This window comes from Sporosarcina koreensis (assembly GCF_042655825.1).
In the GTDB taxonomy this organism is placed as follows: Bacteria; Bacillota; Bacilli; order Bacillales_A; family Planococcaceae; genus Sporosarcina; species Sporosarcina koreensis.
This window is the reverse complement of the sequence record NZ_JBHSNP010000002.1, coordinates 198389-214547: the sequence shown is the minus strand read 5'-3', so window position 1 is coordinate 214547 and position 16159 is coordinate 198389. Positions and strand designations below refer to the sequence as shown.

Below are 16159 nucleotides of genomic sequence, written 5' to 3'. Positions count from 1 at the left end.
TCACTGTTCGTGAGGTTTAGTCCCGCTCGAGCGGCATGGAGCAGCATCGGAAGGAGCCGCCGGATTTGATGATTTCGGAGAAGTCGACTTCGATGACTTCAAATCCGTGGGCGCGCATGGCGGTGTTGACGTTTTCGTTTTGAGGGAGGCTGAATACTTTTCCGCCTCCGATCGATAATACGTTTGTGCCCATCGTGAATTGCTCTTCCGGCGACACTTCGATCAGTTTGTATGTTTGCGAAAGCTTTTCGACCATGTCTGCTGATAAGGCGTCAGGGAAGATCAGACCGATTTCGGGCGATAGTATATTGAATACACAATCAAGGTGTAAATATTTTTCATTGAATGGTACGCGGATGATGTTGTGTTTTGGCAGATCGCGTTGTAAATTGCGGACAGCTTCGTCCGACGTCCGGCTGCTAATGCCGACGTACACTTTGTCGCGATCGACGATGACATCCCCGCCCTCAACCCGGTCGGTTGTCGTCTGGTAAGGGATGTCCTCGTCTTCGAGAAATTCCTCAAGCGCTTCTTCTTCACCTTTTCGGATATCGCTTGCCATTTCAGAGACAAAGATTTCCTCGCCGACCGTAAAGCCGATATCGCGCGTGAACACTTGCTCAGGAAATTGTTCGGATGAAGGGAGTGTGATCACTTCCACACCGTGTTCAAGTAGGAGCTTTTCAAACTCCCGATGCTGCTTCATCGCTAATTCCACATCGATGTTTTCGTCTGCGTACTGCTTTTGCGTGTCGTTGATGACATCTTCGATAGCCATGAACTTCGGCTGGCAAAGAATAACGCGCTTCAAGGGATCATATTCTGTATTGCACTTCGTTTTCGATTTATCGTCCACAGGGGAACCCATGCTTTCATCCTCCACATCTTTTTTCTCCATCTCGACTATTCCCTCTTCTGTTTGAACTAAACACTTTGTTTTAGGCTACCCTGCTAAGGGAAGTGAATAATAGGATATTGACTGGGGGGAATTATGATTGATTGATGAAAAGACGAATACGCTCTTGACGAAAGAGGATTTTGCTACGAGGGCTGATTTGCCGGAATGGTTATTGGACAGTTATAAGACATTCCATGAAACGGTGACGGATAAGACGTTTCCTTGTTATTTCGGGATGGGTGGCGAATTGAAGGGTGAATTGCGGTATGCGTATGTGACGCAGGAGGATTGGTTGAATTTGCCTTCAGCGCTCTATGCCTTTTTGAAGTTGTTCGATGATCCGAAGCATAAGCGGCATGGATTGTTCGTTTTCGTTGAGCCTTTTGAGAGGGAAGGTGATTTGGAGGCATACCGGAAGCAGTTTTGGGACATTCTGCAATATTTGCATGATGTGGATGAGGTGGAATGGCCAACTGACAGCCCCCGTGATCCGGATCATTATTTGTGGGATTTCCATTTTGGGGGCGAACCGATTTTTGTGTTCGGGAATGCGCCTGCCTATAAGCAGCGGAAGACAAGGGATTTGGGGCAATCGATGGTGCTCGGCTTTCAACCTCGTCGTATTTTCGAAGGATTGAAGGGCACGGAAAAAGGCGGCATCATGTCCCGCGAGAAAGTGCGTGAACGTGTCGAAGTGTGGGATCAGTTGCCGAAGCACCCGGATATTAGCCATTACGGCGATCCGACGCACAATGAATGGAAGCAGTTTTTCATTGGCGACGATGTCGAACCGATTGTCGGGAAATGCCCGTTTTCACATAAGGAAATGAAAAGTGAGTGAATAACGTAGAAAGGGACCGAAGGAATATTTCGGCCCCTTTTCTTATTTCCTGAAGTTTATTTCCCCGATTGATTCCTATGGAGAATGCCGAAAACAATACATTTCCCGACATATATTGACGGAATATTTCCCGAAGTGTGTCGATTTCCCGGGAAATAGGTCGATTATTTCCTGCCTATTCCTTTGCCTATTCCGTAGTAGATATCCATTTCGTTTTCAGGTACCATGCTGCCGCCTGTTCCCCAGACGAGATGCATTGCGGATGGCGCATCGGCTTTTGGCATCTCATTGCGAATTGCTTGGATTGGACCCGTCATTCCCGCGAGTGCTGATGGTTCGAGGCGGATGTCCTCCGTATCGGCGATCATTGTCAGCAGCTTGAACATCGTCTCATCGGCAACCGTATAGCAGCCTTCAAGGAGCGGCTCCATCTTTTTGCCGACGAATGCGGATGGTGTGCCGACTGCGAGCCCGTCCGCGGCGGTTTGATTGTCGAGACCGAAGTCCGTGACGGATACTTCGTCATGCAAGCCCGTCATCATACCGATCGTCATGCATGGGGAATGCGTAGGTTCTGCGAAGAAGCAATGGACATTGTCGCCGAATTGAAGCTTCAAGCCGAATGCGACGCCGCCCGGTCCCCCGCCGACGCCGCATGGCAAGTAGACGAATAACGGATTATCTTCATCGACTTTCTTGCCGCGTTCTTGTAATTGCTCAGCGACTCGTTCGCCTGCGACGGCATAGCCTAGGAAAAGATCGAGTGAATTTTCATCATCGACGAAGTGGCAGAGCGGATCCGCTTCTGCCTGCCGTCTGCCTTCCTCCACCGCCTTGCTGTAATCGTCCGCATATTCGACAACTGTCACGCCTTTTTCACGCAGGAGGTCTTTCTTCCACTGCTTTGCATCTGCCGACATATGGACAGTGACGTTGAAGCCGAGCTTCGCGCTCATGATGCCGATGCTCAACCCGAGATTTCCCGTCGAGCCGACAGCGATTTTATGCTTCGCGAATAAATTACGGAATTCCGGCTCCGCAAATCTTGTATAATCCCCGTCCTGTTCGATGAGTCCATGCTCAATGGCAAGCGTTTCAGCATGCTTCAGCACTTCGTAAATGCCTCCACGCGCCTTGATTGAACCCGAAATCGGGAGTGCATTGTCCTGTTTCAACAGCAATTCCCCAGGGATTGCCGTTTCATATGTAGCAGCAAGCGCTTCCTTCATCTTCGGGATGGCGGTGATCGGTGATTCGATGATGCCATTTGTGGCAGCTGTTTCAGGAAATACGTTTGCAATGTATGGTGCGAAACGCTTCAGCCGGTCGCTTGCTTCCTTGACGTCAGCTGCGGTGATGCCGGATTGGGCAATGCCCGTTGCGCTGTCGGAATTCAACGGATTCCGCCATAGCACTTCCTGTTTTTCGATGATTTTTTTCAGTAACGGCAATTTTTCGATCCAATCAATCTTTTCGGTTTCATTCAAGGTAATCGGCCCCCAATTAAAAGAATTTCCACTATTATAGCATGCAGGAGGCCGTTATTTATTCAATACATAGCGGTCAATCAAATCGCGTGTCAGTTCGAAACGGGGAGTGGACGTATCGTTCCCCTCCGGCCCGACGCCGATGACGACGGTGATGATTCGTTTCCCATCATAAATGCCTGTGCTCGCGAAGCATGGTCCCGCTTCCTCCGTATACCCCGTTTTCAATCCTTCCATGCCTGTCATCTCTTGCGGCATACCCGGTAACATGAGGTTTGTGCTCCATAGCTTTGCACCTTCGCTCGTCGTGAAATCCGTCATGCGGGTGAATTCCAGCACTTCTGGATATCGCGTCAGCAGTTCGTTTGCGATGGCGGCGACATCCCGGGCGGTCGCCCGATTCGTCTCGTCTTCATCCAATCCGGTTGCATTGATGAACTGCGTGTCCCGCAAGCCGAACTGTTCGGCTTTCTTGTTCATCACTTTCACGAATTCCGCTTCCGTGCCGCTTACCATTTCGGCGAGCGCGACAGCTGCATCATTTGCGGAAGTGACCGTCATAGCGGCGAAAAGTTCACGGACATCGTAGGTTTTGTGCTTATCCATCCCTAAAATGACGGCATGCCTCGATTGGTTCAATGCCGCTGTGGAGGGCTTGTATACGCTGTCCCATGAAAGGCGGCCGTCGGTAATCGCTTCTAGGACGATGTATTGGGTCATCAGCTTTGACATGCTGGCAATCGGCAGCGCTTCCTTGGCATTTTGCTCGTAGAGAATCTTGCCGGAATCCGCTTCTAGGACGATAGCCGCCTTCGCCTCGGTGTAGAGGGGATCCGCCTCTTTACGGGCGTCCTTATCTTTTATGAGGAAGAAAAATGCCATTGCGGTGATAAGTAAGATTGCGAGAATTTTTTTCATACGGGAAATCACACCTTTTCCTTTAGTACTTCTATTCTCTACAACAAAGATGAAGATTCATGCATGCATTTTCTGAAGAATTTCTGAAGATGGGAGGATGATAGTTCCAAAATGAGCATAACTTCGTCAGATTGCGCCATAACACCTTCCAACTCGAGCAAAACCATCAGCACGAGCCCTATTCAAGGCCATCCACCCTGCACACACCTTCATCATCCGGACTGAATACGCTAGTAGTAATAACGTCAGTGATGGTGGTGATTTGCATGGAGAGTGCGGGGATTTTAGCAGGGCCGATGTTACGGCGGGTGGATACAGAAACGGTTGCCATTTGGGTGGCGACTGACTGTCCTGTCGAGGTGGACGCTGCCATTTATGTTCTTGACACGCTTATTCAGCTTGACACCGCCACGAAGACAACATCTATACGGGCAGGCCATCGTTTGTTCATTCACCTTGTGCAGGTGCATGGGCAATTTCCAATGGAGACACTCCTTGGCTATGACCTGCTTTTTCGCGTTGGAAAAACCATAAATAGTTTGGCAAGCCTCGGTTTGATTAACAAAAAGGAAGATTCCATCACGTATGACGGACTTCCCTACCCTTCGTTTTTCATCCCCGCTAGTGCAGCTCCAACTTTTCTATATGCATCTTGTCGGAAGTTCCATGGGAAGGGAGATGATGCCCTCGTTGCAGCAGATGCAATTTTGCAAAGGGATACGGAGAATCTTTCGGCACGGCCCTGCGCTTTGTTTCTTACCGGCGACCAAATTTACGCGGATGACGTGGCGGATCCTTTGTTTCCTGTCATCAGAACGGTTGCTGAACACTATATTGGTATGGAGGACCTTGGGCAGTTTGATGAACGTCTGAATGAAGAGCCATTTCACACCGCCCTTTGGCAAGTGAATGGCCGTCAGTTCATTACGGAACAGTTTTGCCGGTTCACTTCGGGCAGTGCTTCGAATCATCTGCTTACATTCGGGGAATATGCGGCGATGTATTTGCTGTCTTGGAGTCCGGTAATGTGGGAAGGCATTTTTCTTCCTTCGTTTGATGAATTAGTGCAAGAGAACGGGTTGTATGTTTATTTTCCGGAGGATCGTGGTGAACTGGAGCATTGCAGAATCCGTTTCGAGGAGCAGACCGGGCAGCTTCTGCAGGCAATCGGTTCGCTTCATCGGATCCGCAGGCTGTTTGCGAATGTGCCTACGTATATGATGTTCGATGATCACGATTTGACGGATGACTGGAATTTATCCGCAGACTGGCGCAGTGCGGTGCTCGATTCGCCTCTTGGGAAACATGTGATTGCGAATGGGCTCTGTGCGTACTGGGCGTTCCAAGGTTGGGGCAATGAGCCACAACGGTTCGGGGAGGGGTTCCTACAGTCGATGTGTAGTCATTTCGACGGGTTCATTGCTGACTCAACTGCTTATAGGGTTTGGGCGAATCGGCTTTGGTCGTTCAAAGGCTGGCAATTCGTGGCGCCCACTACACCTGCTGCGCTATTTTTAGATACAAGGACGATGCGACATTTTGAAGAGGATCCGAAACCAGTGAAAGTTGGGCGGATGTATAAGGAGACGGTCCAGACGCCGAGATTAATCGGTTCGTCCGGCTGGAAAGTAACAGCGCGAACGCTTTTGAAATCAAGGTGGACACGGGGGGATCCGCTCATTATCATTTCTCCGACGCCATTGTATGGGCTAGGACTGATAGAAACTGCTCTCCATTCGTATGTGTACCCACTCCGGGCGCTCGGTTACCCGGTTCATGAAGTGCTGGATTTCGAAGCGTGGAAGTATAACGGCAGAGGATTCACCGATTTCATCAGCCAGCTGTTCCGTTGGAGCCTGTCCCGGTGCATCATCCTGTCGGGTGACGTCCATTATGCATCTGCGGTCCGGTCGCGCCTGACATCGAAACGGGAAGTGCTGGATATAGTGCAATTCACAAGCAGCCCTTCCCATAATATGAGCTTCGCCGGCATTTGGGGGAAGCTGATGAGAATGGCGATCCGGGGAAATGCGAGGCGGCGGAAGAAGACGATCTACCGCTACTGCGATGTGGAATTTTCGATTCAGAGCGGCGGGAAGGCGATCGATTGCCCGAAGGACGCCAAATGGCAGGAGGCGCTCCGATATTTGAAGATGCAAGGCGGAACGATTGTCGAGACGGAGAACAATATCGGGATGGTCACTGTCGGGGAAAGTGTGATTAGGCATTCGCTGTTGCAAATGAAAAGAGGAGACATGAGGGAGATCCGATTTGAGGAGATTGAAGCCACGCCGGAGTGAGCCGGCGGGGCTTTTTGCGTTTTGCGCAGATTTAGGTGAGTTATGCGCGAGTTTGAGGAAGTTATGCGCGTAATCGGAGGTGTTTTGCGCGAATTTGGACTAGTTATGCGCGTTTTGGATCGAGTTATGATCATTTCGGGACTTTCGGACTGGCATGTGGATGCGGAGCAACAGGATAATGCGCAGCTCCCACACTAACGACGCGATTCAAAAAAGAGACTACCCAAGCGGATAGTCTCTCACAACTTCGTTCTCACGTCCCACAGCTCCGGGAAGAATTTGTGGTCGAGGACGGATTTCAAATAGTTTACGCCTGATGAGCCGCCGGTGCCCGTTTTGAAGCCGATGATCCGTTCCACCGTTTTCATGTGGCGGAAGCGCCATTGCTGGTGGCTGTCTTCGATGTCGACGAGTTTTTCGGCGAGCTGGTACAAGTCCCAATAGCGGTCGACGTCGCGGTACACTTCGAGCCAGGCGGATGCCACGGTCGGATCGCCTGTATAAGTGACGGAGAAATCGCGTGTCAGCAAACCGGGATTGATCGGGAAGCCGGCGCGCGAAAGTGCACGAATGGCGACGTCGTAAATGCCCGGCGCTTCGAAGGCGGTTTTCAATTCATTCGCGAGCTCGGGGTCTTTCTCATAGATTTTCAAAATATGCGGCTGTTTGTAGCCGAGCGCAAACTCGATGAGCCGGTTTTGGTAGGACTGGAAGCCTGATGCGCGACCGAGGCTTTTGCGGAACTCCATATACTCGGCAGGTGTCAATGTCGACAGGACGTCCCATGCCTGGATGATCTGCGACTGCACCCGGGAGACGCGCGCGAGCATTTTGAATGCTTCCGGCAGTTCGTCTTTTTCAATCAAATCGATTGCGGTGTTCAGCTCATGCAAGATGAGTTTCATCCAAAGCTCGCTCACTTGGTGAATGATGATGAACAGCATTTCGTCGTGATGGCCTGACAGCCGTTCCTGGCTCGACAACACTTTATCGAGCCGCAAATATTCCCCGTACGTCATGTTGTCCCGGAAATCGGTATGGATCCCTTTTTCAGTCATGACCGCCACTTCCTGACGACCGCGCGCACAGGACTGCCGTCTCCGCCTTCAATCGGGAGCGGTAGTGCAATCAGTTCATAATCGCCTGCTTCGATTGTTTGAAGGACGATGTTTTCCAAAATGAGCACGCCGTTGTCATGCAGCGAATGGTGGGCATCGAGCGTCTTGCTCTGCTCCGGATCGACGGAGGGTGTGTCAACGCCGATCAGCCTTACACCTCTTTCTTTCAATAAAGGACCGATGTCTGGCCGCAAAAATGTAAATACCTCCGGGAATACATCTGGATTTGGACGGCTGGAGGTTTTCAATAAAATACGTTCCACGCCGCCGAAATCGATTCCTTCCAAATCGGAGCGGCCGACACTCTCAAGTCCTGACACGTCGATGACGCGGGCCTTTCCGATATACACATCGATTGGCAGCTCATGCACTTTCATTCCTTCATCATCGTAGTGGAAAGGCGCGTCGATATGCGTCCCCATATGCATGCTCGTCGTCATTTTTCCGATATTGACGGAACCCGTGTCCGCTTTCAGGAACCGGACTTCATAGGAAAACGGCGTATCCCCCGGCCATTCGGCGATGCCGTTATGCAACCGCTGCGAAATATCGATCCACTCGCTCATGCAACAACACCCCTTTTGTTCTCAAACTTTTCGTATCGCTTTTCATCCATGATGGTTTTCAGTTTTTGTATCGTATGCCAGACATCTTCAAAACTGTTATAGAGGGCGACGGGTGCGAGCCGGATGCCGTTCGGCGCGCGGAAATCCGGGATGATGCCATCTTCCTTCAATGCCTTGCAAATGCGTGCTGCTTCCTCGTGTTCGAGCAGCAGATGGCCGCCGCGTGTTTCGTCAACCGGATTGCCGATTGTGAAGCCGTATCCTTGCAGTTCCTGTTCAATCAATTCGAGCATATAGTCCGTCAACTCGAGTGATTTCGCCCGGATTGCCGCGATGCCCACTTCCTCGAACATATCGAGCGAGCCGATGACAGGCGCCAGGCTCAGCACATGTGGCGTTCCAATTTGATAGGCGCCGGCGTCTAGCGCCGGATCCATCGTATGGTCCATATCGAATTGGGACTCCTTTTGTGATCCGAACCAGCCTGCGAGCCCAGGCGCTTTGCCGAAATGCTTTTCATGGACGAATAGGCCGCCGACGGAACCCGGCCCGCCGTTCAAATGTTTATACGTGCACCAAAACGCGAAGTCAGTCCCCCAGTCGTGAAGCGAATGTTCAACCGCGCCGATAGAATGGCAAAGGTCGAAGCCGATCGGGATATTCCGTTCTTGCGCGGCTTTCGTCAACTCTTCCATATCGAGCACTTGCCCACTCCGGTACAGGACTGCCGGCAAAACGATGAGCGCCACGTCGTCAGTCATCGCATCAATGATGTCATCTTCTTTTAGGTAGCGCCCGTCCCGGCTTTTGACGCGGATGAGATGCGTATCCGAATCATAGCCTTTTAGTTGTAACTGGCTTTTCAGCGCATAAATATCCGATGGGAAATTCAATTCATCTGCGAGGATTTTCGTTTTATTGCCGTCAGGCTTATAAAATGTCGAGACGAGCTGATGCAAGTTCGTTGTCGTGGAGCCGGTTGCAATGACTTCGCCTTTTTTGCCCCCAACGAGCGGCGCCATTTTCTCCCCGACTTGCTCGGATAAATAAAACCACGGATGCTCCCCTTCCGTCCATCCATCGATGCCAAGCGTTTTCCATGAATCTAGCAGCTCGTGCAATGTCCGCTCCGCCCGTTTTGATAATAAACCGAGTGAGTTGCCGTCCATATATTTTGTGTTGGCCGGGATGTAGAATTCGTCCTTGTAGGACGAGAGTGCATCTTTCCGATCGAGCTCCCGTGCGTTCGCTAATGAGTGTTGTGCCATACAGATCCCCCTTTTGTCTTGCTAAGAAAAGCATAGCATATTGGCTAAGGGGAGGACATTCGGAATTCAGGGAGCTTTGGATGCGGGGGAGCTTGCTTTGGACGTGGAGCGGCTTGGTTTGAGCGCGGAATGGCTTGCTTTGGGCGTTGGACACCTTGCTTTGGGCGCGGGACGACTCCCGTACGCGATTAAAAAAGCAGGCAAAGGAGATAACTCCTTCACCTGCTTATTTAAACCAGCCCTTTTCCTTAAACCGGGAAATGGCTTCGATTCGATTGCCGACTTCCAGCTTTTCAAGGATGACGGAGATGTAGTTCCGAACGGTTCCCGGTGTCAAAAAAAGCTCCCCCGCAATTTCCTTTGTCGTCTTCCCTTCTGCGACGAGCTCAAGCACTTGGCTTTCGCGGTCGGTCAGCGGGTTTTCGGTATCGTCCTCGTACGCGATATCGACGAGCTCAGGTGCGTAAATCCGGCGTCCATCCTGAATCGCATGGATCGAGTTGACGAGTTCCTCGATCGGACTGTCTTTCAATAAATAACCGCGGACCTTGGCCTTTCGCGCGCGTTCAAAGTAGCCTGCCCGCGCAAACGTCGTCAAGATGATGATCTTGCAGTCCATCCCGATGAGCGCCTCCGCTGCATCCAAACCGGTCATGACCGGCATTTCGATATCCATGATGCAAATGTCGGGGGCATGCTCCTTCACGAGGCGGACCGCTTCCTCCCCGTTCCGCGCCATTCCGACGACTTCCATATCGTCTTCCATATTCAAAAGGGAGCCTAGTGCGCCTAACATCATGCCTTGGTCTTCTGCAATGACGATTCGAATCACAATTAACCCTCCTCCACTTGATGTGTAATGACGATCGGCATTTGGATCGTCAACGTCGTTCCTTGCTCTTCTTCAATCTGTAGCGAGCCGTTCACGAATTCAAGACGTTCCCGCATGCCTTTTAAGCCCGATCCTACCGACTTTTTTGCTTTCATTCCTTTGCCGTTATCCTGGACGGTGATTGAAATTTCATCATCCTTCTGCTTAAAAATGACATTGCAAACCGTCGCCTCGCTATGCTTCACGACGTTTGTCACAGCTTCTTTCAAGCACATACCGAGGACGTTTTCGAAGTTGGACGGAATGTTAGTTACAGCCGGGTCCCCTTCGATCCGCAATTCGATTTCCGCTGCGGCAAGGATTTGCCGGGCCCGCAATACTTCATCGACCAGCCTTGTCGCACGCATATCCGCCAGCAGTTCGCGCACTTCCTTCAGCGCCGTGCTTGCCGTTTGGCGGATGTCGGCGAGTTCCCGTTCCGCAGCTTCCGGACTTTTCGTAATCAATCTCCGGGCCAAGTCGCTTTTCAATCCAATCATCGACAATTTCTGCCCGAGCGTATCATGCAGATCCCTTGCGATCCGCTCGCGTTCCTCCAGCAGCATCAATTCGGAGATGCGTTCCTCCGCCTCCTCCAGCTGGTCTTCGAGTTTTTCACGCTTGCTTCGGTTGTACAGATTGAACGGAAGGAGGATGACCCCGATCACCGTAATAAGTATGAAGTGGACTTGCGGCAGGAAGAGATTGATTTCCAAGAAAAAGCCTGCGACAATCGCGCCGACCGTGAAAAAGATATGCAACCCGTACATGATGAAGAATCCGACGGTCGACCGTATATTCCCGATGAAGAATGCGGTGAAAATGGATAGGTACACGTAGCCGAACAGGAGTGTCATGACGATATTAATGACGATTTCGAAGCTGATCCACATATAGACGAGGCCGCTCTTTGATTTGAATGAAAAGAAGTAGGAGATGAAGAAAAGAACTAGCAACCCGGTGCCGACTGAAATGCCGACTGCCGACCAAGAACGGAAGATGAAAAAGAACGGCAACAGGCAAAAAACGACCCATGCGTAAATACTGAGCCACGGATTTTTCGGGAAAATACTGTACCATTTCTGCATCCAATTCACCGTCCTGTTTCTTCCATTATACCAAAAACACGCAGCCGCCTCATCGAAAGGCGGCTGCATCTGTTCATTTACTGTCAAAGCTTGTTCGTTTCGGCTTCAATTCATTCAAATCGATGCTTGGGGTGGCCCGTTTGACCGCGTTTTTCACTTCTTTGAATGTAATGAACCGTTTGTTATCCGGATCATATAGTTTGTAGCGAAGCGATTCCAGGCTCGTTTTAATTGTGATTGTCGTCGCCCTTTGAAGAGGCGGTGTTGATTCGTGCGCTATTTCCAAATTGTAGTTCGGAACGCGCGGCGCTAAATGGTGGACGTGGTGGAAGCCGATGTTGCCAGTTGCCCACTGAAGGACTTTCGGCAATTTGTAATACGAGCTGCCTTCGACCGCTGCCTTCACATAATCCCAATCGGATTCCTCTTCAAAATAGGAATCTTCGAATGTGTGTTGGATGTAGAAAAGCCAGATGCCGAGCGCCGCCGCGACAAACATGATCGAGCCTTGCACGATGAGGAATGCCTGCCAGCCGACGAGCCACACCATGAACGCATAGAGCGCTACAAGGACGACATTCGTCAAATAAGTGTTATTACGTTCTTTAGGTCGTGCATCTTTCCGGTTGACCCTGCCTGTAATCAGCACCAGATACAACGGTCCGAGCCCGAACATGACAAGTGGATTCCGGTAGCAGCGGTACATGAATTTCTCCCAATTCGATGCTTCGACGTATTCTTCAATTGTCATGACCCAGATATCGCCGACGCCCCGCTTGTCGAGGTTGGAGCTTGTCGCATGGTGGATCGCATGCTCGCGTTTCCATTTTTCATATGGGAACAATGTGAGGATCCCAGTAATCGTCCCGACGATGTCATTCGCTTTTTTATTCTTGAAAAATGAACCATGCGTGCAGTCGTGGAAAATGATGAATGTCCGCACGACAAAGCCCGCCGCGATAATTGCGATGCCAAACGTCAACCAAATGGATACCGACAAACTCTGATACGCCAAAAACCATAGAAGGAATATGGACGGAACCGTATTGATCAGTTGGATGACACTCTTTTTCAAATCCGATTTGGCATAGGGTGCAACATTTTTGTGCAATTGCTTTGTTTTTTCCTTGCTCATTTGTGAACGCCTCCTCGAGAATTTCGTTTTATTCGTTATCTTCATAGTAAACGGAAGGCGCGCGTCACAGAATAGATGAACGTCATCACTTTGCATATGATAAGTGTCATTTATTGTGAAGTATTTCACATAACCATATCGATTTGAGGTGGTTTTGAGCGATTCCGAGTGGTTTATGATCAACTTTTGGCTTGAAATGCGCAAATTTAGAGGAGTTATGCGCATTTTTACATCAGTTATGCTCATCTCGGGACTTTTGACTTATCGCAAATCACTAAAAAACAGACACCCCATTAGAGAGATGCCTGCATCTTTCATCCGTTCGCTTTGACGGCTGACTTGATATGAAATTCGCTGATCCCATAATGGCTTGCATGCCATACCGCCTCGCCGTCCTTCATTAAGAACAGCTGCGGGCTTTCATGTTGTATGCCCAATTCGCTTTCGACTTCATTTGACAGTGGCCGGCTTCTTTGGACAATCAAATAGTATTTCGGAATATCCGTTTCGTATTTTTCAAATACCTGGTATCCCGCTGCACTGACTGGACATGTCGCACTATGTTTCATTAAAAATACGGGTTCATTTTGAGATTGATCGCGCACGCGCTCCCAATCTTCCATGGATCGGATCTCTTTCATTCGATGAACTCTCCTTTCCCTATGGTCTTTCTTTCTATACCCTTTTGCGATCGTAAGTAAATCCTTCCGATGAGCAAATAATAGAAAAGCCACTACCATTATAGCGGCAACCGTTTGCGGCCATTCCTTCGTCATTCCGAAAAGGAAAAGCGGCGACAGTGCCATGGCGCTTAAACCCGCGGCCGTGAAGTTTTTCAGGAAAGGATAGAAGACAAGGAATGCGACAACAAAACAAGCGACGACGAGAGGGTTGAATGCAAGCATCCCGCCGATGAACGTCGATACCCCCTGCCCGCCGCGGAATTTATGGACGACCGGAAAAATATGTCCTGCCATGACGGCAAAAATGCAAACCAGCTGAATCCATTCATCCATCCCCATCCATTTGGCGAGCATGACGACGATGGCTCCCTTTAAGGCGTCTCCAAGGAACGTCATGACAAACGCGGTCTTGCCGAGCACCCTTCCCGCATTGCGCGCACCAGGATTGCCGCTGCCGGAATTGCGGATATCCTGGTGAAACACCATTTTTCCGACTACAGTTGCAGTCAGCAAGTTTCCGGCTAGATACGCGATTATAAACAATAGGGCGATTTCCATACATTCTCACTTCCTTTTCCCGCTTTACAATATGCGGAATCCTGTCTTTTCCTGTACAATATGTCGCATAAGAGAGGATGATCTAGTTGAAGGGTTCACCCATTCGCCCTCCTGTGGCCATTAGTTTATGTATTTTATTCGCAGTTGCCTTCGCCATCGTTGCGACAGCGATCGTTCGTAATATGATTGGCGGCTTCGACCGGGCAATCATCGATGCGGTCCAAGGATGGGAGGCACCGCGGTTGACGTCACTCATGCAAGTTTTCACAGCTATCGGCGGCACGAAAGTAGTCATGCTTCTGATTGTCGCGGTGACCGCCTTTCTACTATTAGGGCTGCGTGCCAGAGGACAAGCCTATTTCTTTTTCTTTGCGACGATCGGGACAGGCGTGTTGAATCAAATAGTGAAATTCATTTTCAAACGTGCGCGTCCTGAATTCCACAGGCTTGCCGAAGCAGTAGGCTACAGCTTCCCGAGCGGCCACACGATGATGAGCTTCAGTCTTTACGCATTATTCACGTATTTGCTATGGGGCCATATCCGTTCGACTGTAGGCAGAGTCATATTGGTGATCTTTTCGTTTTTCATGTTCGGCATGATTGCCGTGAGCCGCATCTATCTTGGCGTCCATTATCCGAGCGACATTCTCGGCGGCGTGTTCGCAAGCGCATTCTGGCTCACACTTTCAGCTTTGCTGTTCGAGCAGTTCCAAATGCAGAGGAAACGCAGCCTCGTCCAACAGTGACGAGGCTCTTTTCATTCGTTAAATTTAGCGGCCTCTTCGTCAGACAAGATGCGCGGTTCGAAGTTCCCCACTTCGATAAATTCGACACGCTCATCGACCGAAACTTTGAATACGTATGCATCGCTTGTCTTTTCGATTGATTGGACGCTCGATTGCATTTTTTCGTAATAACCCTTCACTTCCTGCTCCACCCAAAACGGCACTTCATGTTTCTGTGAGACAGTCGCCTTCTCCTTCTGCTCTTCCTCCCATTGCCGCTTTGCTTGAGGGTCCATTCGGAAATAAATCTTCTGCAACGTATCAATTACTTCTCCGAATCCGATGATCAGTAATCCATAAAGGAAGTGCGTTGCAATAATTCCAAGAAAAGCGAACAACGCGGTACCCGAAAGACTGCCTCCATAGTAGTGCATTTCTCCCCATTCATTCATGAATTGCCCGCCTATTTGCGTCATCATCACTAGCGTGAAGATCCCTTGGATGACGCCCCATCCCATCACGACAACTCCGGCAATTTTAATGAGATATCCGATCGAACTCTGCTTCTCAAACAAGCTGCCCAATATGACCACTCTCCTATTTTATTTTCCATTTCTATACTGTACGATATGGTGAGCTAAATAGTTTCATTAGGAGAGGATTCGACATGGTTCTTCCATTTACAGAACGGGTTGTGCAGATTATCCGGGATATCCCTGCAGGCAGGGTCATGACGTATGGACAAGTTGCCGGTGCAGCAGGCAATCCGCGCGGGGCAAGGCAAGTCGTGAGGGTCCTTCATTCGATGAGCGCCAAATACGATTTGCCTTGGCACCGGATCATCAATGCTCAAGGCGGCATCTCGACTCCATCTGACCGTGAAGAAAAAGGCGGCTTTCAACGGGAATTGCTGGAAGCAGAGGGTGTGGAGTTTATGCAAAATGGCAAGTTGGACCTAAAAGTCTATCGGTGGTTTCCTGAAGAGGAGTTCATGTGGTAATAGTCAAATCGCCTGACGTTCGCGGCTCACGACACGTTGGATGGACAAGACCCGTTCTATTTTGAACGTACGCTTTTCATGGCGCAACAGGCAATACGCCGTGAATGAATCGATGCCGACTGCAAGAATACGCACGCGTCTTTTCGTCAGGGCGCCATCCGCCCCCATATAGATCATTTCCGCCAATTCATGGCGCTGACATATTTTGAGCAAAGCTTGTCGCATAGCTTTCATCTCCGTTCGGAACATTTGTTCTCATTGTATGCGAACGCGTGGAGAAAAACAACTAAAATTCCCTTTAAAGGAGGTGTGAAATATGTGGAAAGAATTCAAGGAATTTGCGTTCAAAGGCAACGTACTCGACCTCGCAGTCGCAGTCGTCATCGGGGCAGCATTCGGCAAAATTGTATCATCGCTCGTCGATAACATCATTATGCCGCTCCTCGTTGCAATCACCGGAAAGGTTGACGTATCCAAACTAGAGATGACAATCGGAGCGACTCCACTTAAATACGGCCTATTTTTACAGTCCATCATAGACTTCATCATCATCGCCTTCTCGATTTTCCTATTCGTTCGTCTACTCATGAAATTCAAACGGAAAGAAGAGCCCGCGAAGGAAGAAGAGCCTGCGCTTGATGCAAAAGAGGAATTATTGAAGGAAATTCGTGATTTATTGAAAGAAAAACAATGAAAAAATGCC

Annotated in this window: 17 protein-coding genes; 5 read left to right on the top strand and 12 right to left on the bottom strand. The window is 49.8% G+C overall.

What is annotated here, in order from left to right; translation table 11 throughout:
• Positions 1–16: 16 nt before the first annotated feature.
• Positions 17–868: a dimethylarginine dimethylaminohydrolase family protein gene (locus ACFPTP_RS01040; protein WP_381441914.1), complete on the bottom strand. Its 852-nt coding sequence runs from the start codon at positions 866–868 to the stop codon at positions 17–19.
• Positions 869–998: 130 nt separating this feature from the next.
• On the opposite strand from ACFPTP_RS01040, the gene ACFPTP_RS01035 reads away from it, so the two are divergent.
• Complete coding sequence (locus tag ACFPTP_RS01035; protein ID WP_381441912.1) at positions 999–1739, top strand: YqcI/YcgG family protein; 741 nt, start codon at positions 999–1001, stop codon at positions 1737–1739.
• A gap of 164 nt (positions 1740–1903) precedes the next feature.
• Here the strand turns inward: ACFPTP_RS01035 and ACFPTP_RS01030 are convergent, their stop codons facing one another.
• Together ACFPTP_RS01030 and ACFPTP_RS01025 are read right to left on the bottom strand one after the other, a co-directional pair.
• Entirely contained in the window at positions 1904–3226 is a 1323-nt protein-coding gene (locus tag ACFPTP_RS01030; RefSeq protein ID WP_381441513.1) for a D-serine ammonia-lyase, read from the bottom strand.
• A gap of 54 nt (positions 3227–3280) precedes the next feature.
• Positions 3281–4144 carry a D-alanyl-D-alanine carboxypeptidase family protein gene (locus tag ACFPTP_RS01025; RefSeq protein WP_381441512.1) on the bottom strand — a complete coding sequence of 288 codons (864 nt, stop codon included), beginning with the start codon at positions 4142–4144 and terminating at the stop codon, positions 3281–3283.
• Between the two features lie 266 nt (positions 4145–4410).
• Here ACFPTP_RS01025 and ACFPTP_RS01020 point away from each other — a divergent pair, with 266 nt between their 5' ends.
• Entirely contained in the window at positions 4411–6444 is a 2034-nt protein-coding gene (locus ACFPTP_RS01020) for a metallophosphoesterase family protein (protein WP_381441511.1), read from the top strand.
• Positions 6445–6683: 239 nt separating this feature from the next.
• Here the strand turns inward: ACFPTP_RS01020 and kynA are convergent, their stop codons facing one another.
• The 7 genes from kynA to ytxJ form a co-directional block, all read right to left on the bottom strand.
• Positions 6684–7502 (bottom strand): tryptophan 2,3-dioxygenase, encoded by an 819-nt coding sequence (kynA, locus tag ACFPTP_RS01015; protein ID WP_381441510.1) that lies wholly within the window; start codon positions 7500–7502, stop codon positions 6684–6686.
• Positions 7499–8128 carry an arylformamidase gene (gene kynB, locus ACFPTP_RS01010; protein WP_381441509.1) on the bottom strand — a complete coding sequence of 210 codons (630 nt, stop codon included), beginning with the start codon at positions 8126–8128 and terminating at the stop codon, positions 7499–7501. Before kynB ends, kynA begins: the two co-directional genes overlap by 4 nt.
• Positions 8125–9396 carry a kynureninase gene (kynU, locus tag ACFPTP_RS01005; RefSeq protein ID WP_381441508.1) on the bottom strand — a complete coding sequence of 424 codons (1272 nt, stop codon included), beginning with the start codon at positions 9394–9396 and terminating at the stop codon, positions 8125–8127. Before kynU ends, kynB begins: the two co-directional genes overlap by 4 nt.
• 226 nt (positions 9397–9622) lie before the next feature.
• Complete coding sequence (locus tag ACFPTP_RS01000; RefSeq protein WP_381441507.1) at positions 9623–10228, bottom strand: response regulator; 606 nt, start codon at positions 10226–10228, stop codon at positions 9623–9625.
• 2 nt (positions 10229–10230) lie between these two features.
• A complete protein-coding gene (locus tag ACFPTP_RS00995; RefSeq protein ID WP_381441506.1) occupies positions 10231–11355 on the bottom strand; it encodes a sensor histidine kinase in 1125 nt (374 codons plus the stop codon).
• 73 nt (positions 11356–11428) lie between these two features.
• Positions 11429–12490 (bottom strand): Delta(5) desaturase DesA, encoded by a 1062-nt coding sequence (gene desA / locus ACFPTP_RS00990; protein WP_381441505.1) that lies wholly within the window; start codon positions 12488–12490, stop codon positions 11429–11431.
• A gap of 314 nt (positions 12491–12804) precedes the next feature.
• Positions 12805–13731, bottom strand: coding sequence for a bacillithiol system redox-active protein YtxJ (ytxJ, locus tag ACFPTP_RS00985; RefSeq protein ID WP_381441503.1), 927 nt, complete (start codon positions 13729–13731; stop codon positions 12805–12807).
• 86 nt (positions 13732–13817) lie between these two features.
• Here ytxJ and ACFPTP_RS00980 point away from each other — a divergent pair, with 86 nt between their 5' ends.
• Positions 13818–14477, top strand: a complete 660-nt coding sequence (locus ACFPTP_RS00980) for a phosphatase PAP2 family protein (RefSeq protein WP_381441502.1) — start codon at positions 13818–13820, stop codon at positions 14475–14477.
• A gap of 11 nt (positions 14478–14488) precedes the next feature.
• On the opposite strand, the gene ACFPTP_RS00975 is transcribed toward ACFPTP_RS00980, so the two are convergent.
• Complete coding sequence (locus ACFPTP_RS00975) at positions 14489–15040, bottom strand: hypothetical protein (protein WP_381441501.1); 552 nt, start codon at positions 15038–15040, stop codon at positions 14489–14491.
• 83 nt (positions 15041–15123) lie between these two features.
• Between ACFPTP_RS00975 and ACFPTP_RS00970 the strand changes: the two genes are divergently transcribed.
• Positions 15124–15456: an MGMT family protein gene (locus tag ACFPTP_RS00970; RefSeq protein ID WP_381441499.1), complete on the top strand. Its 333-nt coding sequence runs from the start codon at positions 15124–15126 to the stop codon at positions 15454–15456.
• 3 nt (positions 15457–15459) lie between these two features.
• Here the strand turns inward: ACFPTP_RS00970 and ACFPTP_RS00965 are convergent, their stop codons facing one another.
• Positions 15460–15681 carry a transcriptional regulator gene (locus ACFPTP_RS00965; protein WP_381441498.1) on the bottom strand — a complete coding sequence of 74 codons (222 nt, stop codon included), beginning with the start codon at positions 15679–15681 and terminating at the stop codon, positions 15460–15462.
• Between the two features lie 91 nt (positions 15682–15772).
• Here ACFPTP_RS00965 and mscL point away from each other — a divergent pair, with 91 nt between their 5' ends.
• The gene (gene mscL, locus ACFPTP_RS00960; protein WP_381441497.1) at positions 15773–16150 is read left to right on the top strand and encodes a large-conductance mechanosensitive channel protein MscL; all 378 of its coding nucleotides are present in this window, start codon (positions 15773–15775) and stop codon (positions 16148–16150) included.
• Positions 16151–16159: the final 9 nt, after the last annotated feature.

Bases quoted from the DNA above. Each gene is read 5' to 3' on its own strand.
- mscL (WP_381441497.1), top strand. From the start codon at position 15,773: ATGTGGAAAGAATTCAAGGAATTTGCGTTCAAAGGCAACGTACTCGAC.
- ytxJ (WP_381441503.1), bottom strand. From the start codon at position 13,731: ATGGAAATCGCCCTATTGTTTATAATCGCGTATCTAGCCGGAAACTTG.
- ACFPTP_RS00965 (WP_381441498.1), bottom strand. From the start codon at position 15,681: ATGCGACAAGCTTTGCTCAAAATATGTCAGCGCCATGAATTGGCGGAA.
- kynU (WP_381441508.1), bottom strand. From the start codon at position 9,396: ATGGCACAACACTCATTAGCGAACGCACGGGAGCTCGATCGGAAAGAT.
- ACFPTP_RS01020 (WP_381441511.1), top strand. From the start codon at position 4,411: ATGGAGAGTGCGGGGATTTTAGCAGGGCCGATGTTACGGCGGGTGGAT.
- ACFPTP_RS01040 (WP_381441914.1), bottom strand. From the start codon at position 868: ATGGGTTCCCCTGTGGACGATAAATCGAAAACGAAGTGCAATACAGAA.
- ACFPTP_RS01025 (WP_381441512.1), bottom strand. From the start codon at position 4,144: ATGAAAAAAATTCTCGCAATCTTACTTATCACCGCAATGGCATTTTTC.
- ACFPTP_RS00970 (WP_381441499.1), top strand. From the start codon at position 15,124: ATGGTTCTTCCATTTACAGAACGGGTTGTGCAGATTATCCGGGATATC.
- kynA (WP_381441510.1), bottom strand. From the start codon at position 7,502: ATGACTGAAAAAGGGATCCATACCGATTTCCGGGACAACATGACGTAC.
- ACFPTP_RS00995 (WP_381441506.1), bottom strand. From the start codon at position 11,355: ATGCAGAAATGGTACAGTATTTTCCCGAAAAATCCGTGGCTCAGTATT.
- kynB (WP_381441509.1), bottom strand. From the start codon at position 8,128: ATGAGCGAGTGGATCGATATTTCGCAGCGGTTGCATAACGGCATCGCC.
- desA (WP_381441505.1), bottom strand. From the start codon at position 12,490: ATGAGCAAGGAAAAAACAAAGCAATTGCACAAAAATGTTGCACCCTAT.